The following is a 23,923-nucleotide window of genomic DNA, read 5'->3' as shown; positions in this document are numbered from 1 at the left end:
TAACAATCCTGTTTGTTAAAAAGTTAATAATATAATTATTAATAAGTTAGGCAAAATTTATAATTCCATAAATTTAACATATTAACCAATTAAACTTTTTTAATATGAATGTAAAAAACTTTTTAGTAGCAGGTATTGTCGGTGGAATAGTTGACTACCTGTTAGGTTGGCTTTTTTATGGAATGCTTTTCCATGACAATTTTGGAGGCGAAGATCCTCAAAACATGCCTTTCATAGCGTTAGGCTGTTTGTCTTTTGGTTTGTTTATGTCTTACATCTATACCAAATGGGCAGGCATTTCAACATTAACCACTGGTGCAACAGCAGGTGCAGTCATTGGAATATTCATGGGGTTAGTTCACAACTTCTTCTACTACGCTATGAAACCAACTCCAGATTACAACTTAATGCTTTTAGACATCGGGATATCAGTAGTTATGGGTGCTATAATTGGTGCTGTTGTTGGAATGGTAAATGGAAAAATGAAATAGAATATCAGTTCTTGAATATTAAAAGACTCTTCAGAAATGAAGAGTCTTTTTTGTTAAAAACAGCAGCTATACTATTAACAAAATACTAACATCACTCTAATTGAAAAATTGTACATTTATGGGCAACTAATTAAAATCTATAAATGATGAAAAGAAACGCTACTGCTGTTTGGAACGGCACCGGAAAAGATGGAAAAGGAAATTTAACAACACAAAGTGGAGTACTATCTACTACTCAATATTCATTTAGCTCTCGTTTTGAAGATGGTATCGGTACCAATCCTGAAGAATTGATAGCTGCAGCACATGCTGGCTGTTTTACAATGAAACTGGCTTTCAATCTTCAAGCGGAAGGTTTTGCTGCCGATGAACTACAAACCAAAGGCGAAGTTATTCTTGCTGATGGAACCGTAACAGAATCCAACTTAACATTAAAAGCAACCGTTAGCGGAATATCAGAAGCTAAGTTTGAAGAACTGGTTAGGGATGCTGAAGCAAACTGTCCTATTTCAAAATTATTAACTGCAAAAATCACGGTAAACTATACCTTAAATTAGTAGTTTCTACAATCATAAAAAAAACCACGAGCTTTAACTCGTGGTTTTTTTTATTTAACGAAAATCTCTTTCAATTGACTAATGACGTTATCAATCCGATAGAACATATTCAGCCTTCTCCTATATCATTATGAATAAAATAATTGAGAATTGTCTATTGATTTTTTGTAATAAATGTTATAAATAACTTTTTAAATGTTATTAAACTATCTTAAAAATTAATAACTTAACATTTAATTATATTTTTTTAACATATTTATTATGCGTGCATAATAAATATTTATTATCTTTGAAAATCATTTTAAGCCATGAAAGAAAAAACTATTGACTACATACTTCGAGCTACTTGGCAAGCCGTAGCAAGAATGTATAACGAAGAAGCTTCTAAATTTGATGGCTCAATGGCCATTGGGTTTGCTTTATTAAGTATTGATAAAGAAGAAGGAACACCTTCAAGCTACATTAGCAACCGCATGGGAATGGAGCCAACCAGCCTAACCAGAACTTTAAAAACCTTAGAAGACAAAGGTTTGATTATTCGCAAAAAAAACCCAGACGATGGTCGTGGTGTTCTAATATACCTCACCGATTTAGGTAAACAAATGCGTGAACAATCTAAAATAACAGTACTAAAATTTAATGAAGTAGTAAAGAACAACATCTCAGAAGAGAAACTAATACACTTTATTGAAGTAGCAGACACTATCAACGAATTAATCACAGAAAAGAAGATATTTTAAAAAACAACCAACACAATCATGAAAAGAGTAATAAAAAAGGTAGCAGTAATAGGTTCCGGAATAATGGGTTCTGGTATTGCCTGCCATTTTGCTAACATCGGATTAGAAGTTTTGCTTTTGGATATTATTCCAAACGCTTTAACCGAAACCGAAGAAAAGAAAGGATTAACGTTAGAGAGCAAAGCAGTTCGCAATCGTTTGGTTAATGACCATTTAGCCAATGCACTCAAATCGAATCCTTCTCCAATATACAATCAAAAGTTTGCTTCCAGAATAACTACCGGAAATACCACAGATGATATGTCAAAAATTGGCAATTATGATTGGGTAATCGAAGTGGTTGTTGAACGTTTAGACATCAAAAAGCTGGTATTCGAACAAATAGATAAATATAGAAAACCCGGAACTTTAGTTACTTCAAACACATCTGGTATTCCAATTCATTTTATGAGTGAAGGTCGTAGCGATGACTTCCAACAGCATTTCTGTGGTACACACTTCTTCAATCCTGCGCGTTATTTAAAGCTGTTTGAAATCATTCCTGGACCAAAAACATCACAAGAAGTTCTTGATTTCTTGTTTGATTATGGTAGTAAGTTTTTAGGCAAAACATCCGTTATCGCAAAAGATACTCCTGCTTTTATTGGTAACCGTATTGGTATCTTCGGTATTCAAAGCCTTTTCCATTTGGTAAAAGAAATGGATTTAACGGTTGAAGAAGTAGATAAATTAACCGGTCCGGTTATTGGTCGTCCAAAGTCAGCTACTTTTAGAACGGTTGATGTGGTTGGATTGGATACTTTAGTTCATGTTGCCAATGGTATTTATGACAACTGTCCAAATGATGAAGCACATGAATTGTTTAAACTTCCTGATTTCATCAATAAGATGATGGAAAACAAATGGCTAGGAAGTAAAACGGGACAAGGTTTCTATAAAAAAGTAGGCAAAGAAATCTTAACTTTAGACTTAAACTCATTAGAATACAGAGCAAATAAAAGAGCATCCTTTGCCACACTCGAATTAACTAAAACTATTGACAAACCTATTGACCGATTCAAGGTATTAGTAAAAGGAAAAGACAAAGCTGGAGAATTTTACAGAAAGAACTTCGCTGCAATGTTTGCCTACGTTTCCAATCGTGTTCCTGAAATAACCGATGACTTCTACAAGATAGATGATGCTATGAAAGCTGGTTTCGGTTGGGAAAACGGACCATTTGAAATATGGGATGCCATTGGTGTTCAAAAAGGAATAGAATTAATGGATGCCGAAGGATTAAAACCTGCGGCTTGGATTGGAGAAATGATTGCTTCAGGTAATACTTCGTTTTATACTGTAAAAGAAGGCAATACCTACTTCTACTCTATTCCTAATAAAGCACAGGTTAAAGTACCCGGACAAGATAGTTTCATTATTCTTAACAACATCCGTGAAACTCAAAAAGTATGGAGTAACAGCGGTACAGTTATCGAACATTTAGGTGATGGAATCCTTAATTTAGAATTTAAATCAAAAATGAATACTATTGGCGGTGATGTTTTAGCAGGCATCAATAAAGCCATAGACCTTGCCGAAAAAGAATACAACGGTTTAGTAATCGGAAACCAAGCTGCTAATTTCTCTGTTGGAGCCAACATCGGTATGATATTCATGATGGCTGTAGAGCAGGAATACGATGAATTGAATATGGCCATCAAAATGTTCCAAGATACCATGATGCGTGTGCGCTACTCTTCAATTCCAGTAGTTGTTGCACCACACGGAATGACACTTGGCGGTGGATGCGAAATGACGCTACATGCTGATAAAGTAGTTGCCGCAGCCGAAAGCTACATTGGCTTAGTCGAATTTGGTGTTGGGGTAATTCCTGGCGGTGGTGGTTCTAAAGAAATGACGCTTCGTGCTTCTGATTTATTCCGTAAAAATGATGTAGAATTAAACGTATTACAAGAATATTTCTTAACGGTAGCCATGGCGAAAGTATCTACTTCTGCTTATGAAGCCTTTGATTTAGGAATTTTACAAAAAGGAAAAGACATTGTGGTAGTCAACAAAGACAGACAGATTGCAGAAGCTAAAAAACATGCCTTATTGATGGCTGAAGCTGGATATACGCAACCAATCCGTAGAACTGACGTAAAAGTGCTCGGAAAACAAGCTCTAGGAATGTTCTTAGTAGGAACCGACCAAATGGAAGCTGGTAAATACATCTCTGAACACGACAAAAAGATAGCCAACAAATTAGCTTACGTTATGGCTGGTGGAGATTTATCAGAACCAACTTTAGTAAGCGAACAATACTTATTAGATATCGAAAGAGAAGCATTTTTATCACTTTGTACAGAAAGAAAAACATTGGAACGCATCCAATTTATGTTAACCAAAGGAAAACCATTAAGAAACTAATTATGAAAACTGCATATATAGTAAAAGCATACAGAACCGCTGTAGGGAAAGCACCAAAAGGAGTGTTTAGATTCAAACGTCCTGATGAATTGGCCGCAGAAACTATTCAACATCTAATGAATGAACTACCCGATTTTGATAAGAAACGCATCGACGACGTTATGGTAGGAAACGCTATGCCCGAAGCAGAACAAGGATTAAACGTGGGTAGACTTATCTCATTGATGGGATTAAAAGTAACCGATGTTCCTGGTGTGACCGTTAATCGTTACTGTGCTTCAGGATTAGAAACCATAGGTATGGCAACTGCTAAAATTCAAAGCGGAATGGCAGATTGTATTATTGCTGGTGGTGCAGAAAGTATGTCATTCATTCCAATGGGTGGCTATAAACCAACACCCGATTATTCAGTAGCCAAAGAAGGTCACGAAGATTATTACTGGGGAATGGGTTTAACGGCTGAAGCAGTCGCAAAACAATACAATGTTTCTCGTGAAGATCAAGATGAGTTTGCTTTTAATTCACACATGAAAGCACTTAAAGCGCAAGCAGAAGGTAAGTTTGACAACCAAATTGTTCCAATTACAATCAACCAGACATTTATAAACGAAAACAGTAAAAAGGAAACCAAATCATATACCGTAACCAAAGACGAAGGTCCAAGAGCCGATACTAATTTAGAAGCTTTGGCAAAACTAAGACCTGTTTTTGCAGCTGATGGAAGTGTAACTGCCGGTAATTCATCGCAAATGAGTGATGGTGCTGCCTTTGTTTTAATCATGAGTGAAGAGTTAGTCAAAGAATTAGGCGTTACTCCTATTGCACGTTTGGTAAACTTTGCCTCTGCTGGAGTTGAACCTCGCATTATGGGAATTGGTCCTGTAAAAGCCATTCCAAAAGCATTAAAACAAGCAGGTTTATCGCTAAATGACATTGAATTAATTGAATTAAACGAAGCCTTTGCTTCACAATCTTTAGCTGTAATAAGAGAATTAGACCTAAATCCTGATATCGTTAATGTTAATGGTGGTGCTATTGCATTAGGCCATCCACTGGGTTGTACTGGTGCTAAACTTTCGGTTCAATTATTTGATGAAATGAAACGAAGAGGAAACAAATACGGTATTGTAACTATGTGTGTTGGAACCGGTCAAGGTTCTGCTGGAATTTATGAATTACTATAATTAATAATAAAACTATAAAAATGGAAGATATAACAAGAGGTGGTCAGTTTTTGGTAAAAGAAACCAAGTGTGAAAATGTCTTTACACCTGAAGACTTTAGCGAAGAGCAAATCATGATGCGTGATGCCGTAAAAGAATTTTGTGATAAAGAACTTTGGGCAAATAAAGACCGTTTTGAGCACAAAGATTATGCATTTACAGAAGAAGTTATGCGCAAAGCTGGTGAAATGGGCTTTCTTAGTGTAGCTGTTCCTGAAGCTTATGGCGGAATGGGAATGGGATTTGTAGATACTTGTTTGGTTTGTGATTATATTTCTGGTGCAACAGGTTCTTTTTCTACTGCTTTTGGTGCTCATACAGGTATCGGAACTATGCCAATCACTCTATATGGTACTGAAGAACAAAAACAAAAATACGTACCTAAGTTAGCTTCAGGCGAATGGTTTGGTGCTTATTGTTTAACAGAGCCAGGTGCAGGTTCGGATGCAAATTCTGGTAAAACGAAAGCTGTTTTATCCGAGGATGGAAAATATTACAACATTACGGGAGCAAAAATGTGGATTTCTAATGCTGGTTTTTGTTCGGTATTTATCGTTTTTGCTCGTATTGAAGATGATAAAAACATTACTGGTTTTATTGTTGAAAACGACCCAAATAACGGCATTACACTTGGTGAAGAAGAACATAAATTAGGAATTCGCGCTTCTTCAACGCGTCAAGTTTTCTTTGCAAATACTAAAGTTCCGGTTGAAAATATGTTAGCGGGTCGTGGCGAAGGTTTTAAAATAGCCATGAATGCTTTAAACGTAGGTCGTATAAAATTGGCTGCAGCTTGTTTGGATGCGCAAAGACGTGTTACTTCAAATGCCATAAATTATGCTAACGAAAGAATTCAATTTGATGTGCCAATTTCAACGTTTGGCGCAATCAGATACAAATTAGCCGAAATGGCAACTTCTGCTTATGCTGGCGAAAGTGCTACCTATCGTGCTGCAAAAGATATTGAAAACAGAATAAAAATCCGTGAAGCTGAAGGTGCATCGCATCAGGAAGCAGAGTTAAAAGGAGTTGAAGAATTTGCTATTGAATGTTCTATTCTTAAAGTAGCTGTTTCCGAAGATGTACAAAATTGTGCCGATGAAGGAATTCAAATCTATGGCGGAATGGGATTCTCAGAAGATACACCAATGGAATCGGCTTGGCGTGATGCTCGTATTGCTCGTATTTACGAAGGTACAAACGAAATCAACCGAATGCTTTCGGTGGGTATGTTAATCAAAAAAGCCATGAAAGGCCACGTTGACTTGCTTGGTCCTGCACAAAAAGTTCAAGAAGAATTAATGGGAATACCATCGTTTGATACGCCTGACTATTCTGAATTGTTTGCTGAGGAAAAAGAATTAATTGGCAAATTGAAAAAAGCATTCTTGATGGTTGCTGGTGGTGCCGTTCAAAAATACGGTATGGACTTAGACCATCACCAACAGTTGTTGACCGCAGCTGCCGATATGTTAATTGAAATTTATATGGCTGAAAGTACTGTACTTCGTACGGAAAAATTAGCCAAAAAAGAAGGTGAAGCCAAAGTACAAGAGCAAATTGCGATGGCTAAATTATATCTTTATAAAGCAGTTGATATTATTTCACAAAAAGGAAAAGAAAGTATTATTTCTTTTGCCGAAGGCGATGAACAACGCATGATGCTTATGGGATTAAGACGTTTCACAAAATACACAAACATGCCTAATATTGTAGGGTTAAGAGAAACCATTACTGCAAAATTAGTTACCGAAAATAGTTATTGCTTCTAGCATTTCTATAATTTTTAGTTAAGTTAATTGTTTTGAAAAGCCACATTAATTATTTATGTGGCTTTTTTTATTCTTATATTTAGCTAAAATTTAATTAATACTTTCATGAAAAAAAGCACACTATTATTTTTAACTTTTTTCATTATCCCAATTGGAATTATTGCTCAAGAAACTACTAAAGAACCAAAATGGGATGTTTCAAAACCTGGCGAAAGCTTTAACTACAAAACTCAAAATTTCACAACAACTGAAGGAACTTGGATGAATCTGGATGTAAGTCCTGATGGGAAAACTATTGTTTTTGATATGTTGGGAGATATTTACAGCATTCCTATTACAGGTGGTAAAGCAAAAGTTCTGCGTTCAGGAATTCCTTTTGAAATTCAACCGCGTTTCAGTCCTGATGGGAAATATATTTCTTTTACAAGCGATGCTGGTGGTGGTGATAATATTTGGGTAATGAAAGCCGATGGTACAGATGTAAAACAAGTAACAAAAGAAGACTTTAGACTAGTCAACAACGCTACTTGGATGCCCAATGGGAATTATATTGTTGCCAAAAAACACTTCACTTCAGTGCGCTCACTTGGTGCAGGCGAAATGTGGCAATACCATATTAGTGGTGGTTCAGGAGTACAACTCACTAAACGTAAAAACGACCAACAAGATGTGAACGAACCTGTCATTTCTCCTGATGGCAAATACATGTATTACAGCGAAGATGTATATCCAGGTGGATTTTTTCAATACAACAAAGACCCAAATAGTCAAATATTTGTTATCAACAGATATGATTTTGAAACTGGAAAAATTGACAGATTGACTGGTGGTCCAGGCGGAGCTGCAAGACCACAAGTATCTCGTGATGGAAAACTATTAGCTTTTGTTAAAAGAATAAGAGAAAAAACCGTTTTATACATTCAGGATTTAGAATCGGGAGAAGAATGGCCTGTTTATGATAAATTAGACAAAGACCAGCAAACAGCATGGACTTTATTTGGGGTTTACCCTAATTTCAGCTGGATGCCTTCAAACGATGCTATAGTATTTTGGGCTGGTGGACATATTCAAAAAATTGATATCAAAACATTAGCGATTACTCCTATCCCATTTACTGTTGATGTGGCAATAGACGTAGCTGATAGAGTTCACTTCAACACTCCGATTTCCGATAATGATTTTACTGTAAAAATGATTCGTGATGCAGTAACATCACCAGACGGAAAATCATTAATCTTTAGAGCATTAGGTTATTTATGGATAAAGTCGTTACCTGATGGAACTCCAAGAAGATTAACCAAAGGAACAGATTTTGAAGCCGAACCAACTTTTACTCCTGATGGAAAAGAAGTAGTATATGTAACCTGGAACGACACTAATCTTGGTGCTATTTACAGAATGAGTCTTGATGGAAAAAAGAATGTAAAACTTACTTCAGAAAAAGGCATATACAGAACTCCAAATGTATCTTTTGATGGAAAAATGATTACCTATCTTAAAGAAAATGGTAATATCGACCAAGGATATGCTTACTGTAAAAATACTGGAATCTACACCATGAATTCCAACGGCGGAAATGCAAAATTTGTTTTCCCAAATGGTGAATATCCTGTTTTTTCTAAAGATGCTAAACGAATTTTCTATCAAACAGGTGGAGTTTTCTTTGGAAGTTTAACTAAGGAATTAAAAAGTGTTGACCTCAATGGAAAAGATGAAAGAACTCATATCAAATCAAAATATGCAAACCGATTGGTGTCTAGTCCAGACAATCAATGGATTGCCTTTACACTTTTGCATAAAGGATATGTGGCGCCTTTGAATATTAATGGTCAAACTCTTGATTTGGATGATAAATCAACAGCCGTTCCTGTATCAGAACTAACTAAAGATGCTGGAATTAATCTTCATTGGTCAAGCGATAGTAAAAATGTAATGTATACTTTGGGTGAGATGTATTATAATTATGCTCTAAAAGACAGGTTTACATTTTTAGACGGCTCACCAGAAAAAATTGAAAAGCCCGACCATACTGGAATTAAAATTGGATTACTTTCTAAAACTGACAAACCTAAAGGAAAAATTGCCCTTACCAATGCCCGAATTATTACCATGAATGGTGATAACGTAATTGAAAAGGGAACTCTGATTATCAATCAAAACCGAATAGAAGCAATTGGAAACAGCAGCGATGTAAAAGTTCCATCGGATGCCTTGGTTTACGATTTAACTTCAAAAACATTAATGCCCGGAATGGTTGATGCTCATGCTCATATTGGTGCTTTTAGATACGGATTGACCACACAACAAAATTGGCAACTGTACGCAAATCTTGCTTTTGGAGTAACCACTTCACATGATCCATCTTCAAATACCGAATCTATTTTTACCTTATCAGAAATGGTTAAAAGTGGTGCTATAGTTGGTCCAAGAATATTTTCAACAGGGTTTATATTGTATGGAGCCGATGGAGATTTTAAAGCATTAATCAATAAATTGGATGATGCAAGGTCTTCGGTTAAAAGAACCAAAGCCTTTGGCGCATTATCTGTAAAAAGTTATAATCAACCAAGGAGAGAACAAAGACAGCAAGTTTTACAGGCTGCTCGCGAGGAAGGTATAAATGTAGTTCCAGAAGGTGGTTGTACTTTCTTTTCTAATTTAAGTATGATAATTGACGGACATACAGGCATTGAACACAATATTCCAATTACACCTGTCTATAAAGATGTGATTGAATTATGGGGAAAAACCGATGTAGGCTACACTCCTACTTTGATTGTTAATTATGGTGGATTGAATGCCGAATATTATTGGTATCAAAAAACAAATGTTTGGGAAAACAAAAAATTACTAGAATTCACTCCAAGAGGAATTATTGACTCTCGCTCTCGTTACAGAATAATGGCGCCTGAAGAAGATTATCAAAACGACCATATTCTAACATCAAAAACTGCTAAAACTTTAGCCGATAATGGTGTAAAAGTCAACATGGGTGCTCACGGACAATTGCAAGGAATGGGTGCTCATTGGGAATTGTGGAGTATCAATCAAGGTGGAATGAGCAATTTAGAAACTTTAAAAACCGCTACTATAAATGCAGCAAATTATATTGGAGCAGGAAATGATATTGGTTCCTTAGAAGTGGGTAAACTGGCTGATATTCTGGTTTTAGAAAAAAATCCTTTGGATGATATTCAAAACTCAAACACTATTCTTTATACTATTGCCAATGGTAGAGTTTATGACACAGAAACGATGAATGAAGTTGGAAACGAACCTAAAAAGCGAAACAAATTTTATTGGGAAAATTCGAAATACAACGCAGCTTTTCCTTGGCATGAAGAAAGCGACAGTTTTATGGAACAACATTGTTGCGGAGCAATTCACAACTAAAAACATAAAAACAGTAAATCTAAAAATCCCTTTATAAAAAGGGATTTTTTAATAAAGTATTAATAAAGTTTCTTCATATATTTTGTAAATTTGAAAAAACACAATTATGAAAAAAATACTTTTATCAGCCATTATCATTTGTAGTATCATTTTTGCTTGTAAATCAAGTGCAGATGCTAACAGCAATAGTTTAACAATAACTCTAGAACCAAAAAGCGGCAGTAATGTAAAAGGTACAGCCACTTTCACAGAAAAAAAAGGCGAAGTAACTTTGGTTGCAAAATTAACCGGATTAACTCCTGGACTTCACGCCATTCACATTCACGAAAAATCAGATTGCTCTGCTGCTGATGGTACATCAACCGGCGGACACTGGAATCCAACGTTTAAAAAACACGGAAAATTTGGTGAAGGCGAATACCATCGTGGCGACATCGGAAACTTCACCGCTGATGTATACGGAAATGCAACCGTATTTTTCAAAACCAAAGAATGGGCAATTGGTGGAACTGATGAAACCAAAAACATTCTAGGCAAAGGATTAATCGTTCACAAAGATCCAGATGATTATACATCGCAACCTACTGGAAATGCTGGTGCAAGAGTTGCTTGTTCAGGTATCATTAAATAACATAGTACAACAAAAAATAGATTTATAACGCTTTTAATAAGTAGAAGTCTTCTCCCGAGAGTTTGAAGGCTTCTACTTTTTATTTAAAGTGCTCTTCCAGTAGTTTATAGCCTTCTACAAATTATCCGAAGACGCCAACTTATTATTTGAAGTCTTCTCCCGATAATTTTTAGTCTTCTACGAATAATTTTTAGAGTTCTACGGATAATTTTTAGAGTTCCAAAATGTTCTTGAAGAAGACTTCACAAAGTTTGAAGAACACTTCAAGCAATTTGTAGAACACTGCGGATAATTTGAAGAAGACTTCAATGTTTGCGAAGAACTCTTCGTGCAATTTGTAGAGCTCTTCGGTAAGTTCGAAGAACACTTCAAACAATTTTTAGAACTCTCCCGTAAATTTTTGGACGTCCAAAAATTATTGGGAGAACGCTTTTTTCAATCATTCTGTGAGAAAAAAGAGTGTTTTAGCCGAATAATTGCATATATTTGATAAATTAACAAAGATTTATGATTTTCAACACAATATTTTTAGGGTTGCTAAATTTTGTGGAGAAATTTATAGTTGGCAAAAACTTTAAGTTATAATATAGATACAATGAAAAAAATCATACTATTTTTTAGCATCTTTTTAATTTGTTTTTGTAAAGGACAAACCAAAATAAACACTATTAAAGCTTTCGAAGAGGAACTAACTAAATTTACTTTAGAAAAGTTTAGGAATAATTGCCCTTACAAAATTTCAAATGCAATTCTAGCTGAAAGTTCATATTATGCAAGTTTTAAAGCAATTGGAAATTCAAGTACAAAATTAATGTTTGATCTTAATAATGATAATCAAAAATCGCTTGAGTTCAAGATAAACAAATATACCATGCTCGAAAACAGCAAACTAAAGATTGAAGATTATAACGTCTATTATCCATATAAAGAAAAATTACTTTTACTTAGTGATGTTTCTAATGAATGGATTGATGTAATTGGAGAAGTTGATTTGAGAAATGATGAAGTAGAAATTTATCTAATTGAAGAAGGTAATCTTGACAATACTTTTAAGCAAGAAGGAAAAGTTGAAAAACCGCATAATTACTCCTGCGGAATTTACATTTTTAAGAAATCTAAAAAGTTAATATATTGGTTTGTAATTTCTAAATAAAAATTTGCCACTAAGAACTATTTTATAAACACTTATAAATTAAAACCCACCTTGGAAGAAAAAGAACATCTTTATTTTAAAAACGAAAAAGAATGGCGCGATTGGTTGCATGAAAATCATCATTCGTGTGATGGCGTGTATTTGATTTTTTATAGAGTTGACAGTGAATTTGAAAGCATGCGTTGGGAAGAAGCCGTTCAGGTGGCGCTTTGCTATGGCTGGATAGATTCTACCGTTAAAAGGCTGGATGATGAACGCAGACGACAAATGTTTTCGCCAAGAAAAGACAAAAGCGTTTGGAGCAAACTCAACAAAACCTATATCGAAAAACTGATTGCCGAAAACCTAATGCATGAAAGCGGTTTGAAAAAAATTGAAATTGCGAAAAAGAACGGTTCTTGGAGTAGCCTTGATGCTGTTGAAAACTTAGAAATTCCTGAAGATTTACAAGCAAAGTTTAACAAAAACAAAGTCGCTTTTACCAATTATCAAAACTTCAGTAAATCGTATAGAAAAAGTTACCTCTATTGGTTAAATCAGGCAAAGAGAGAAGAAACCAGAATGAAAAGAATTGAGGAAATTATTTCTCTATGTGAAAAGAACATTAAATCGAGAGATAATTTTTAATCTATACTTGACCATAATTTTACTTGACAACCAATATAATTAGAGTATTTTTGCAAAAAAATTACATTACCTAAATGATAAACCCTTCGGTTCACGGTTGGATTGATAAATTCTTTATAGAGCAAAAAACGTCAACTCCGTTGACGTTTTCTGATGCTACAGATTTTTATGTAAAAACGCGAGCAACAGGTTTTATTTTTGGACATAACATTTATTTTGATGTTATCAATCCGATTGAGTTTGAAGAATGGACTATTGTTGAAAAATCGAAAATTGGGTTACTCAATACGTTGTATAAAATGTATTGTTTTAAATCAAATTCCAATGATGCCGCTGATTTTATTGAAAAAGCCGTTGATTTCTATAAACAAATTACTCCCGAAGGTTTTAATCCTTTGAAAAAAATGCTTGCAAGCTCAAGTAATTCAAGCAAACTTGAGAAAATCATTCACGAAAGAGTGCAAACCAATGAGGATATGTTTAGCAAAAACTTTTCTCATGTTATCACCAATGCGCTTTTATTTACTGATGTTTTAGCATTTAAAAAATACCTTGAAAAAGAACACATCACCACAAAATACATTTCGAAATTAGAAGAAATAATTACGACTGTTGTTTCGCTTTCGCTGAAGATAAAAACCAACAAAACAAAGCATGATGAATTACTTCAAAAGCTTTTTGAATCATCGGTTCGCTATAACAAAGCTTCTTCTAATTCAGGTAATTCTATTGAAACATTAGACTTTTCGTTCCTGAAGAATGATTTAGAGAAATACTATATCATTGACCTGGCAGGAATTAGTCTTTGGAGTGATGAAAAAGTAGAAAACGAAGAGCGTTATTTTCTTTTTACGTTAGGACAAAAATTAGAAATTTCAGATGATTTTATTCTAAAAAGTATTGATTTTATTAACTATTTCATTGTAAATCATAAAGCAGAAATACCCTATTTCAAACATGCCAATCCAGTAAAACACTTTTATGACCATACAACTGATGGTGTAATTGTTTTGATTAACCGAAACAAAAAAAGATTACTAAAAGAAATATCTGAAAGCAAAGAATTGATGCAGCTTTTAGCAAAATCAACGGTTAAAGATTTAGACAAAGAAGAAAAAAAGAAAATCAAAAATCAAATACTTGATATCTGCAAAACCATACCGTCATTAACTATTTTTCTGCTACCTGGAGGAAGTTTGCTGTTACCAATTCTTATAAAGTTTATTCCAAAAATGCTTCCTTCAGCGTTTAATGAGAATATTACTGATGATTAAAATTCAAGTTGATAAACCGCATCTAAATCATTATTAGAACTAATATTTACCTCCAAATCGGTTACATATCCTGAGTTTAGACCATAAACCCAACCGTGTAAAGAAAGCTCTTGCCCGTTCTTCCAAGCACTTTGTACTATAGAAGTTTTTGCAAGGTCGAAAACTTGCTCTTTTACGTTTACTTCAACAAATCGATTAAAGCGTTCTGCTTCATTATCAATTGCGTCTAATTCTTTTCTATGATGACGATAAACATCTTTTATATGACGAATCCAATTATCTATAATTCCAATGGAATCATTTCCCATGGCAGCTTTTATTCCACCACAACCATAATGACCACAAACCAAAACGTGTTTTACTTTTAACACATTTACAGCATAATCAAGCACACTTAACATGTTCATGTCGCTGTGCACTACCATGTTAGCAATATTTCTATGAACAAAAACTTCTCCTGGCTTAGCACCAATAATTTCATTGGCTGGCACACGACTATCAGAACAACCAATCCATAAAAGAGGTGGATTTTGACCTTTTGATAAATCTTTAAAAAAATCTTTATCTAGAGCCAATTGATTTTCAACCCATTTTTTATTATTATCTAAAATCTTTTTATAAAAATCTTCCATAGAATTTATTTAGAAAGCAACATTTAAAAATCAAATATAAGAAATTAAAAAACCATTAATCGCAAATTAATTTTAACTGTTGATTAATGGTTTATATGTGAATAACTTGTTTGTATTATTTTAATTTATCCAAGGTAAAATTTGGACTTTTTTCATCGTTAATAAACTCAACGTCATCATAAAAAACAACTTCTCCTGTTTCAATATTATGCATTGCTCCTACTATTCCTATTTCACCATTTTCAATCATTTGTTCTAAAACAAAACTACGTTCTATGATGCTTTTGACACTTCTTTTTACATTAATTTCAGATACATTTTCAACGAATTGTGAATTAGCTGCTGTTCTGTTATCAGTGGTACTTTTTTCCTGATAAACTGCAGGTTGAATTTTAGAAAGCAATTCGGTTAAATTACCCATTTCAACATGGTCACAAGCACCTTTTACTGCACCACATTTACTGTGTCCTAAAACAACTATTAATTTAGAACCTGCCACTTTACAAGCAAATTCCATACTTCCTAAAATGTCTGTGTTTACAATATTTCCGGCTATTCTAACAGAAAATATATCACCCAAGCCTTGGTCAAAAATCAACTCTGCTGAAGTTCTACTGTCAATACAGCTTAATATTGTTGCAAATGGCCATTGTCCGTCACGAGTTTCGTTTACTTGTTCTAATAAATCTCTGTGGGCTTTTAAATTATTTATAAATCTGTTATTTCCTTCTTTTAAAATTTCTAAAGCTTTTCTAGGTGTAATTGAAGCTTGTAATTCTTTATTTAATGTTTTCATTATTATTTTTTATTTTCAATATAAATATGTTTTTCTTCTTCTCCTGTGTTGGTCAAATCATAGGCTTTTTTAAAACCAACTAATTTTACTTTTATATTATCTTCTTTCGATTTTATTGTTTTGAATTCTTTTATCAAATCTAAAACATCATGAGCAATATAAACCGTATCGGATGCATTAATAATCACTTTTGAGTTTTCAGGTATTGATGCTAATGTTTGCTTGATTGCCGCTTTATTCAAAAAAGAAACCTCTTGAGCTAAATCAATATGAATAATATCTCCATCATGGTATTCTTCTTTTCTAAAGTTATAGGCGCGTTGCATATTTCCTTTGAGAATAAAAATAATACTTATAATGATACCAAGCGCAACACCTTTTAATAAGTCGGTAAAAACTACCGCTACTACTGTTGCAATAAATGGAACGAATTGATATTTTCCTTTTTCGAAAAAATGCTTTATTTTACTAGGATTAGCTAATTTATAACCTATTAAAAGAAGAATTGCTGCTAGTGTTGCTAATGGAATTTTATTCAACAAAACCGGTATAGACAAAACGCTAATCAATAATAAAACTCCATGTATTATTGCCGACATTTTTGATTTTGCGCCAGCAGTATTGTTTGCTGTTGTTCTTACAACAACAGACGTCATTGGCAAACCGCCCAACAAAGCACTAACAATATTTCCAACTCCTTGTGCTTTTAATTCTACATTGGTATCTGTATATCTTTTTTGCTCGTCCATTCTGTCTGAAGCTTCAATACACAGTAATGTTTCTATTGACGCAACCACAGCAATAGTAATTCCAACAATCCACACTTTTGAATTTGAAATTGCAGTAAAATCAGGAGTAACAATGATATCTGCAAATTCTTGTAATGTGGTTGGCACGGGTAAATTCACCAAATGTCCTTTTAAAACAGCTAAGTTACTACCCGATTGAATGAAAACTTCATTCAATATTACCCCAGCAATAACTGCGACTAATGCAGCTGGAACAAGCTTTAAATCCTTTAAAAATTTAACTTTATCCCAAAAAATTAGTATGAACAATGAAACCAAGGTTATAATCACTGCTCCAAGTTGCACATGACCAAATACTGCAAAAATTTCAGAAAAGGTATTTTGTCCATCTGGTTGTAAAAATGCCAAATCTCCTTCGTAATCTTTATCATAACCAAATGCATGAGGAATTTGTTTTAAGAAAATAATAACTCCAATTCCGGCAAGCATTCCTTCTATAACATTAGTTGGGAAATAATTGGAAATACTTCCCGCTTTTACAAATCCTAATAATAGCTGAATTACACCAGCAATTAAAACTGCAAGCAGAAAAGCATTAAACGAGCCTAAATCTGAAATAGCAACTAAAACAATAGCGGTTAAACCAGCTGCCGGACCAGAAACACTGAGATGTGATTGGCTTAAATAGCCTACAACTATCCCTCCAACAATTCCTGAAATAATTCCTGAAAATAATGGCGCACCACTAGCGAGTGCAATACCTAAACACAGTGGCAATGCCACTAAAAAAACCACTAAACCCGATGCAAAATCAGATTTAAGGTTCGCAAAAAGATTGATTTTTTTTGTCATACCTAATTTTAAAGTTATATAAAAAGCATTTCATTTCAATTAAGAAATGTGAAATTCATTTATATAAAATTAGGTGGCGGAGAAAATATTTCTCTAAAAAAAGAAGGATGCTCTGAGTTTTTCTCAATAAAAGAAGGTTTCTTTTCAACTTCAAAAAATTCTACTACATTGTGTTCAATATAAAACTTTAATTCAGCTTTGACTTCTTTTTGATGTTCTTCTTCAGCAAAACAATAAAACATAGAAGTATCCGAATCTTTTTCTATCATAGATACCAAAGTTGGTGTTGAAAGAAAAAGAATAAATAGGAATAATAGAATCCTTGTGAATAACTTCATGGAACAAAAGTAACTTTTACAATAAAGAATTGCTAAATCTTTTGAATTATTTTAACATTTTTTTAAAACTCTTTTTCTAACCATGCATTCATCATCCATATTGTTTTTTCCTGTTCTTTAATAAAATCGCTCATCATCGAATTGGTTCCTTCATCATCAATTTCCCCTGATAAAGAAAGTATCACTCTTTCTAATTTCAATAATTCTGAAAGTGAATTCACAATCAAAGCAATGGCTTTTTCATCATTATGAATGTCTTTACCAATTTTCAATTTATTTTTTGCAATATAATCTTCAAATGTATGCAACGGAATACCTCCAAGAGTTAAAACTCGTTCAGCAATCATATCAATTTTCAATTGACTGTCATTATATAATTCTTCAAATTTAATATGTAAATCAAAAAAACGTTTTCCTCTAATATTCCAATGCAAACCTCTTAAATTTTGATAATAAACCTGAAAATTGGCCAGCAATAAGTTCAAATCTTCAATTAAATTTTGGGTTTCTTCTTTTGGTAATCCTAAGTGATTTGTATTCATGTTTTTTTTATTTACTACAAATTTCTAAAATTAACCTTTATTTAAACTATAAATTAAATTGATAGTTTTTATATTTGCATCAAATATACCTATCATGACAATCACACAACTTCAATATGTTCTTGCTGTTGCAGAACACAAAAACTTTACTCTTGCTGCAGAAAAATGTTTTGTAACTCAACCTACTTTGAGTATGCAAATTCAAAAAGTGGAAGATGAATTAGGAATTCAGATTTTTGATAGAACAAAGAAACCTATTCAGCTTACAGATATTGGTCAAAAAATTGTTAATCAAGCTAAAAACATTGTTAATGAAGCTGATAGAATAATGGATATCGTTGACCAGCAAAAAGGGTTTATTGGTGGTGAATTTAGATTAGGAATCATACCTACAGTTATGCCCACACTTTTGCCAATGTTTTTAAATAATTTCATAAAAAAATATCCGAAAGTAAATTTAGTTATAGAAGAATTAAATACAGAAGAAATAATTCAGCGTTTAAACAATGGTCATCTTGATGCAGCAATTGCAGCAACGCCATTAAACGAAGAAAAAATAAAAGAAATTGTATTATACTTTGAACCTTTTGTTGCCTACATTCCTGAAAATCACAAATCATTTCCTAAAAACGAGATTGAAATTGATGATTTAGATTTGAATGAAATTTTATTACTACAAGACGGACATTGTTTTAGAGATGGAATTTTGAACCTATGTAAAAATCAAAATGTAAATGAAAAAACACAGTTTCAAATTGAAAGCGGAAGTTTTGAAACACTAATTAAACTAGCTGATGAAGGATTAGGAACTACATTACTTCCTTATTTGCATACATTAGATTTAAAAGAAAAAGACAAGCTAAAACTACGTCATTTTAAAGAACCAAAACCAGCACGAGAAGTAAGTATTATTTATCCAAAAAACGAATTAAAGATTCAAATAATTGATGCGTTAAGAAATACAATTGCTGGCGTTGTAAAAGGAGCAATTGTTTTCCAGAATGTAGAAATAATTAGCCCACTGCAAAAAAAATAAGGAGCTTATCAACTCCTTATTTATATTTTCTTTTTCATAATAAATCAACTAACTGACCACCGTTAAACAATTCTTCAATTCGGGATGTTCTTTTGTAAAATACTGAAGCCATTTCTTTAGCTGTTCTATTTCATAAGGCAGTAAGTTTTTTATTGCCTTCTTCAACTCTTTTGAAAAAAGAATTGGGTCAAAACTCACTCTTTCGAGCACAGACTTTGTGTAATCGTAGATCATTCTAGGCATAATGGTTAAGATTTAGGGGTTATCTTAATATTTTAATTGTGGTATAAAATTATTGCAATTAAATCTTTTAACCAAAAAAAATCGATGAACTACATCGATAAAGTGTAAATTTAAACGTTAATCTGCAATAATTAACATTTATAAATATATTATTCTTACATATTAAATAAAAAGCATTAAAAAAAGGAACAATTTGTTCCTTTTTACATATTTTTAATTGATTAATACTAAACACTGCCTCAGTTCTGGTTTGTTTTGAGTAAATTGAAGTAACCATTCTGTTAATTCTTTTAACTCATGTGGTAACAATACTTTGTAAGCTTTCTCGAGTTCTTTATAAAAAAGTTGGACATCAAAACTTACACCTTTAAGAACTTTTTTAGTTAAAGTCAACATTGATTTTGACATAAGCAATGAAATTTAATTGATGAAACAATCATTCTGTTTTGATATCTTCAAAAATATAAAAAAAATATTTTACGCCTATGATTTTGATGTTAAAAAAAACAAATCAAAACGTTAAAACTATTCTTTTTTTGCTCTTAACATTTCTCTTTTTCCTGGCGCTCCGGGCAATTTTTCAACTTTAAAACCTGCTTCAATCATGTTGTTTTTTATGATTGAACGGCAAGCATAAGTAACCAAAATCCCATCGTTTCGCAAAGCATTAAATAACGTTTCAAAAATAGCTTTAGTCCAAAGATTAGGTTGAACATCAAACCCAAAGGCATCAAAATAAATTAAATCAAAAGCTTCCTTATCATTAATGTCTTCAAAGAATTGTTTCCTCTTTAAAAAGGAAAAATTGTCACTCAAATTAGTAGTAGTTTCCCAATCAGATTGATGAATTTTCAAATAAATGGGTTCAAGACTTGGATTTAGAGCAGCAACATAATTCATTTTTAAAGCATCTTCCATAGAAACAGGATATGCTTCTACTCCAACATATTCTATTTGATTTTTTAATTTTTGGGCTTCATTAAAAGTGATTAATGCATTTAAACCTGTTCCTAAACCTATTTCTAAAATTGAAATGGGTTTTCCTTCGAATAAGGAAAACCCATTTTTTATAAACACATGGTTGGCTTCTTGAATTGCGCCATGTTTTGAATGATAAGTTTCATTTAACTCTGGCAAATAGATTGAAGTTGAGCCATCTTTCGTTTCAATGATTTCGCGTTTCAAATTTATTTTTTGATGTATAGCTTTTTAATTCTAGGAATTGGTCCGCCACACTTTTGTTCATGACAATTCAAACAAGCATCTACTCCATTATTAAAATGTTCTTTAGCATTTTTTGGATCTTCATAAATCATTTGCTGTGATTTGATATATTTTGCTGCTTGCTCTTTAAAAAAATCATCGTTTTCAGATTCATCAGTCATAGCAGCAGTATGAATTTTTAAAAAATGCTTTGGAAAAGTTCCAATAGTATCACCACTAATAATTCTTTCTTTCAATCTTTTGTTGTCAACATACATTTGCTCCATCAACAAAGCCATTTCTGACATTTGATACATTTCTAGCTTTTTACCTGATGCTGTATCGCAGGTTTTCTCAACAGATGCATCTTCTTTCCTGACTTCTTTTTGGCACGAAAAAATCAGAAAAGACAATCCTATAAGTAACAGGTTTTTCATTACTTATTTTTTGATATAAACGCCAGTAGCAGTAAATGCATACGTTATTTCAGGCTTAGTGATTTTGTTTATTTCTTCTTTTGATTTTCCTGCATCTTTTGCATAATGCTTTAATTCATCTACTGAAACAACATCAACAAAAGCTTTTCCGTTAACGATAGCATCGCTACCATCAGCATTTAATGGAACAAAGAAACCATAGTCCTGAAATTTTACAAATGAAGTTTCTTTATCAGCTAACTCCATTTTCATCCAACATCCTTTTTTCTTGCATACTGCTTGAATTTTTGAAGCATATTGTACCGTTATAGTATCACCTTTTTTAAGGTTTTTGTATTTTTTCAACATTTCTTTTTCAGAAACTACTTTTTTAGGTTGAAATTTTTCTCCAAATAAAGCATAATCATTAGTATTTATAGTTGTTTTAGCTTTTGACTGCGCAAAAGTAGACACGCTCAAGATCATTGTAAAAGCAACAAGGAAGAATTTCATTTTTTTCATGTTTTTAATTTTAAAAGAGTTACAAAAGTAAAAAAGTTTAGCAGAAATTTTAATTATTTAAGACTATTAAAACACAAAAAAAAATTATTAGTTTTACAAAAATTAACCATTAGCGTTTTTCAAATCATCAAAAAAAGCATAAAGCTTTAATTATCATTAGATTACGTTGATAAAACTTAAAACCACCTTATTAAATGACTTCAATTAATACGCACGAAATCGATATAGTTAAAGCAAAAACATCAAAAATTGATTCGGTTGACTTCGAAAATTTAACTTTTGGGAACGTTTTTACCGACCATATGTTAGTTTGTGATTATAAAGATGGTGCATGGGAAAAACCTATTATTAAACCCTATGAACATTTTATGATTGATCCTTCGGCTAAGGTATTTCATTATGGACAAGCTATTTTTGAAGGAATGAAAGCCTATAAAGATGAAAATGATGAAGTTTGGTTGTTTAGACCTGATCAAAACATGGAACGTTTCAATAAATCTGCGGTTAGAATGGCAATGCCTGAAGTTCCTGAGCATATATTTATGGATGGTTTGAAAACCATTGTTGATTTGGAACGAAATTGGGTTAAAAAAGGAATTGGAAATACTTTGTATTTGCGTCCTTTTATGATTGCGGTTGGAAGCGGTGTTATTGCACAACCATCCACTCAGTATCGTTTTATGATTATTCTTTCTCCTGCTAAATCCTATTATCAAGGTGAAGTAAAAGTAATTATAGCTGAGCACTATAGCCGTGCTGCCAATGGCGGTATTGGTGCGGCAAAAGCGGCAGGAAATTATTCAGCACAATTTTATCCTCAAAAACTAGCTCAAGAAAAAGGCTTCCAACAAATTATATGGACTGATGATGCAACCCATACAAAACTGGAAGAAGCAGGAACAATGAATGTTTTTTTCAAAATAAATGACACCTTATATACTGCACCTACTAGCGAAAGAATTTTAGATGGAGTTACTCGTAAAAGTATAATTGATTTAGCTAAAAGCGAAGGTATTAAAATTGAAGTACGTTCAGTTCTTGTAGATGAATTAGTAGCTGCAGCAAAAGACGGAAGTTTAAAAGAAATATTTGGTGCAGGAACTGCCGCAGTAGTTAGCCCAATTGTTGGTTTTCAATACAAAGAACATTATTATGAGTTACCAAAAATTGAAAATTCAACCGCGCTTCAATTGAAAGATAAATTAACAAAAATTCAATACAAACTGGCTGATGATAAATTTGGCTGGACTGTCAAAGTATAACCCAATGATTATTTTTAATCAATTAGTCCTTAACTTTTAAAGTTGAGGACTTTTTTTTAAATGTTGACTGAAATAAAAACTTCATATTAATATTAAATTAATAATTTTAGAGTCTTACAAATCAAGAAAAAAAATGTCAAGTAAAGAAAATCAATCAAAAACTATACGCTGGGGAATCATAGGTTGTGGAAATGTAACTGAAGTAAAAAGTGGTCCGGCTTATCAACTAACTGATGGTTTTGAATTGAAAGCTGTCATGAGACGCGATACTGAAAAACTAAAAGACTACGCACTAAGACACAACATAGAAAAACAATATACTTCTGCAGAAGAATTAATTAATGACAATGAAATTGATGCCGTTTATATTGCTACTCCACCCGATTCACACTTGCATTATGCATTGATGGCTGCCCAAGCAGGAAAACCATGTTGTATTGAAAAGCCTTTAACGCCTTGTTATAAAGATAGTCTAGCTATTTACGAAGTTTTTAAAGAAAAAAACATTCCCTTGTTTGTGGCTTACTACAGACGTTCACTTCCACGATTTGAGAAGGTGAAAAAATGGTTGGATGAAAAAGTTATTGGTAACATTAGACATATCAGTTGGACGATGAGTAAACCTCCAAAAGACATAGATTTATCAGGTGAACACAATTGGCGTACCGACGTTAATGTTGCTCCTGCGGGTTATTTTGATGATTTGGCTAGCCATGGACTTGACTTGTTTGCTTATTATCTGGGAGAAGTAAAAGAAGTTTACGGCATCAGTTTGAACCAACAACAACTGTACACCGCTAAGGATGCTGTTGCGGCGTGTTGGCTTCATGAAGGCAACGTAACCGGAACAGGTTTTTGGAATTTTGGTAGTGCGAGTAGTGAAGACAAAGTAGAACTCTTTGGTAGCAAAGGAAAAATAGAATTTTCTGTTTTTGATGAAAAACCTTTGATAATAGAACTTGATGGTAAGCGTGAAGAATTCTTTATTGAACATCCAAAAAAATGTACAACTGTATCATGTAGAAAACATGAAAAAACATCTTTTTGATGAAAATTACAATC

General features: G+C 33.0%; 24 protein-coding genes. 14 read left to right on the top strand and 10 right to left on the bottom strand.

All coding sequences use genetic code 11. The annotated features are described in order from the left end of the window. Positions 1-104: 104 nt before the first annotated feature. The 11 genes from RN605_RS01645 to RN605_RS01595 all read left to right on the top strand — a co-directional run bounded on the left by RN605_RS01645 (position 105) and on the right by RN605_RS01595 (position 14,270). On the top strand, positions 105-491 hold the full coding sequence (locus RN605_RS01645) for a hypothetical protein (RefSeq protein ID WP_313321671.1): 387 nt from the start codon (positions 105-107) through the stop codon (positions 489-491). A 146-nt stretch (positions 492-637) separates the two neighbouring features. Further along, positions 638-1,048 (top strand): OsmC family peroxiredoxin, encoded by a 411-nt coding sequence (locus RN605_RS01640; RefSeq protein WP_313325775.1) that lies wholly within the window; start codon positions 638-640, stop codon positions 1,046-1,048. A gap of 308 nt (positions 1,049-1,356) precedes the next feature. Beyond that, complete coding sequence (locus RN605_RS01635; RefSeq protein WP_313321670.1) at positions 1,357-1,788, top strand: MarR family winged helix-turn-helix transcriptional regulator; 432 nt, start codon at positions 1,357-1,359, stop codon at positions 1,786-1,788. Positions 1,789-1,806: 18 nt separating this feature from the next. Continuing rightward, positions 1,807-4,197 carry a 3-hydroxyacyl-CoA dehydrogenase/enoyl-CoA hydratase family protein gene (locus RN605_RS01630; protein ID WP_313321669.1) on the top strand — a complete coding sequence of 797 codons (2,391 nt, stop codon included), beginning with the start codon at positions 1,807-1,809 and terminating at the stop codon, positions 4,195-4,197. 2 nt (positions 4,198-4,199) lie between these two features. Continuing rightward, positions 4,200-5,381 carry an acetyl-CoA C-acyltransferase gene (locus tag RN605_RS01625; protein WP_313321668.1) on the top strand — a complete coding sequence of 394 codons (1,182 nt, stop codon included), beginning with the start codon at positions 4,200-4,202 and terminating at the stop codon, positions 5,379-5,381. A gap of 20 nt (positions 5,382-5,401) precedes the next feature. After that, complete coding sequence (locus RN605_RS01620) at positions 5,402-7,192, top strand: acyl-CoA dehydrogenase family protein (protein WP_313321667.1); 1,791 nt, start codon at positions 5,402-5,404, stop codon at positions 7,190-7,192. Between the two features lie 105 nt (positions 7,193-7,297). Then, the gene (locus RN605_RS01615) at positions 7,298-10,585 is read left to right on the top strand and encodes an amidohydrolase family protein (RefSeq protein WP_313321666.1); all 3,288 of its coding nucleotides are present in this window, start codon (positions 7,298-7,300) and stop codon (positions 10,583-10,585) included. 106 nt (positions 10,586-10,691) lie between these two features. Beyond that, positions 10,692-11,216 carry a superoxide dismutase family protein gene (locus RN605_RS01610; RefSeq protein WP_313321665.1) on the top strand — a complete coding sequence of 175 codons (525 nt, stop codon included), beginning with the start codon at positions 10,692-10,694 and terminating at the stop codon, positions 11,214-11,216. A gap of 595 nt (positions 11,217-11,811) precedes the next feature. Beyond that, positions 11,812-12,369 carry a hypothetical protein gene (locus RN605_RS01605; protein ID WP_313321664.1) on the top strand — a complete coding sequence of 186 codons (558 nt, stop codon included), beginning with the start codon at positions 11,812-11,814 and terminating at the stop codon, positions 12,367-12,369. A gap of 51 nt (positions 12,370-12,420) precedes the next feature. Further along, on the top strand, positions 12,421-12,996 hold the full coding sequence (locus RN605_RS01600) for a YdeI/OmpD-associated family protein (RefSeq protein WP_313321663.1): 576 nt from the start codon (positions 12,421-12,423) through the stop codon (positions 12,994-12,996). Positions 12,997-13,070: 74 nt separating this feature from the next. Beyond that, positions 13,071-14,270, top strand: a complete 1,200-nt coding sequence (locus RN605_RS01595) for an LETM1-related biofilm-associated protein (protein ID WP_313321662.1) — start codon at positions 13,071-13,073, stop codon at positions 14,268-14,270. Here the strand turns inward: RN605_RS01595 and can are convergent. The 5 genes from can to RN605_RS01570 form a co-directional block, all read right to left on the bottom strand. After that, positions 14,267-14,902 (bottom strand): carbonate dehydratase, encoded by a 636-nt coding sequence (gene can, locus RN605_RS01590; RefSeq protein ID WP_313321661.1) that lies wholly within the window; start codon positions 14,900-14,902, stop codon positions 14,267-14,269. The genes RN605_RS01595 and can overlap by 4 nt on opposite strands. A 115-nt stretch (positions 14,903-15,017) precedes the next feature. Then, positions 15,018-15,698, bottom strand: a complete 681-nt coding sequence (locus RN605_RS01585) for a carbonic anhydrase family protein (protein WP_313321660.1) — start codon at positions 15,696-15,698, stop codon at positions 15,018-15,020. Positions 15,699-15,700: 2 nt separating this feature from the next. Continuing rightward, on the bottom strand, positions 15,701-17,299 hold the full coding sequence (locus RN605_RS01580; RefSeq protein WP_313321659.1) for a SulP family inorganic anion transporter: 1,599 nt from the start codon (positions 17,297-17,299) through the stop codon (positions 15,701-15,703). 59 nt (positions 17,300-17,358) lie between these two features. Beyond that, a complete protein-coding gene (locus RN605_RS01575; protein WP_313321658.1) occupies positions 17,359-17,568 on the bottom strand; it encodes a hypothetical protein in 210 nt (69 codons plus the stop codon). 131 nt (positions 17,569-17,699) lie between these two features. Beyond that, positions 17,700-18,179, bottom strand: coding sequence for a Dps family protein (locus RN605_RS01570; RefSeq protein WP_313321657.1), 480 nt, complete (start codon positions 18,177-18,179; stop codon positions 17,700-17,702). A 94-nt stretch (positions 18,180-18,273) separates the two neighbouring features. On the opposite strand from RN605_RS01570, the gene RN605_RS01565 reads away from it, so the two are divergent. Further along, positions 18,274-19,215, top strand: coding sequence for a LysR substrate-binding domain-containing protein (locus RN605_RS01565; protein ID WP_313321656.1), 942 nt, complete (start codon positions 18,274-18,276; stop codon positions 19,213-19,215). A gap of 48 nt (positions 19,216-19,263) precedes the next feature. Here RN605_RS01565 and RN605_RS01560 read toward each other — a convergent pair whose 3' ends face one another. From RN605_RS01560 to RN605_RS01540, 5 genes are all read right to left on the bottom strand, one after another. Then, a complete protein-coding gene (locus RN605_RS01560; protein ID WP_313321655.1) occupies positions 19,264-19,458 on the bottom strand; it encodes a hypothetical protein in 195 nt (64 codons plus the stop codon). A 213-nt stretch (positions 19,459-19,671) separates the two neighbouring features. Next, entirely contained in the window at positions 19,672-19,866 is a 195-nt protein-coding gene (locus RN605_RS01555) for a hypothetical protein (protein ID WP_313321654.1), read from the bottom strand. A 117-nt stretch (positions 19,867-19,983) separates the two neighbouring features. Continuing rightward, positions 19,984-20,643 carry a tRNA (5-methylaminomethyl-2-thiouridine)(34)-methyltransferase MnmD gene (gene mnmD / locus RN605_RS01550; RefSeq protein ID WP_313321653.1) on the bottom strand — a complete coding sequence of 220 codons (660 nt, stop codon included), beginning with the start codon at positions 20,641-20,643 and terminating at the stop codon, positions 19,984-19,986. Positions 20,644-20,645: 2 nt separating this feature from the next. Further along, positions 20,646-21,098, bottom strand: coding sequence for a hypothetical protein (locus RN605_RS01545; RefSeq protein ID WP_313321652.1), 453 nt, complete (start codon positions 21,096-21,098; stop codon positions 20,646-20,648). Between the two features lie 3 nt (positions 21,099-21,101). After that, positions 21,102-21,599, bottom strand: coding sequence for a DUF4920 domain-containing protein (locus RN605_RS01540; RefSeq protein WP_313321651.1), 498 nt, complete (start codon positions 21,597-21,599; stop codon positions 21,102-21,104). 194 nt (positions 21,600-21,793) lie between these two features. On the opposite strand from RN605_RS01540, the gene RN605_RS01535 reads away from it, so the two are divergent. Together RN605_RS01535 and RN605_RS01530 are read left to right on the top strand one after the other, a co-directional pair. Continuing rightward, the gene (locus RN605_RS01535) at positions 21,794-22,861 is read left to right on the top strand and encodes a branched-chain amino acid aminotransferase (protein WP_313321650.1); all 1,068 of its coding nucleotides are present in this window, start codon (positions 21,794-21,796) and stop codon (positions 22,859-22,861) included. 133 nt (positions 22,862-22,994) lie between these two features. Next, entirely contained in the window at positions 22,995-23,909 is a 915-nt protein-coding gene (locus RN605_RS01530; RefSeq protein ID WP_313321649.1) for a Gfo/Idh/MocA family protein, read from the top strand. Positions 23,910-23,923 lie beyond the last annotated feature (14 nt).

The sequence above is a fragment of the Flavobacterium sp. PMTSA4 genome, assembly GCF_032098525.1.
GTDB lineage: Bacteria > Bacteroidota > Bacteroidia > Flavobacteriales > Flavobacteriaceae > Flavobacterium > Flavobacterium capsici.
The sequence above is the reverse complement of the archived record's forward strand: the minus strand, read 5'-3'. Positions and strand labels throughout refer to the sequence as shown.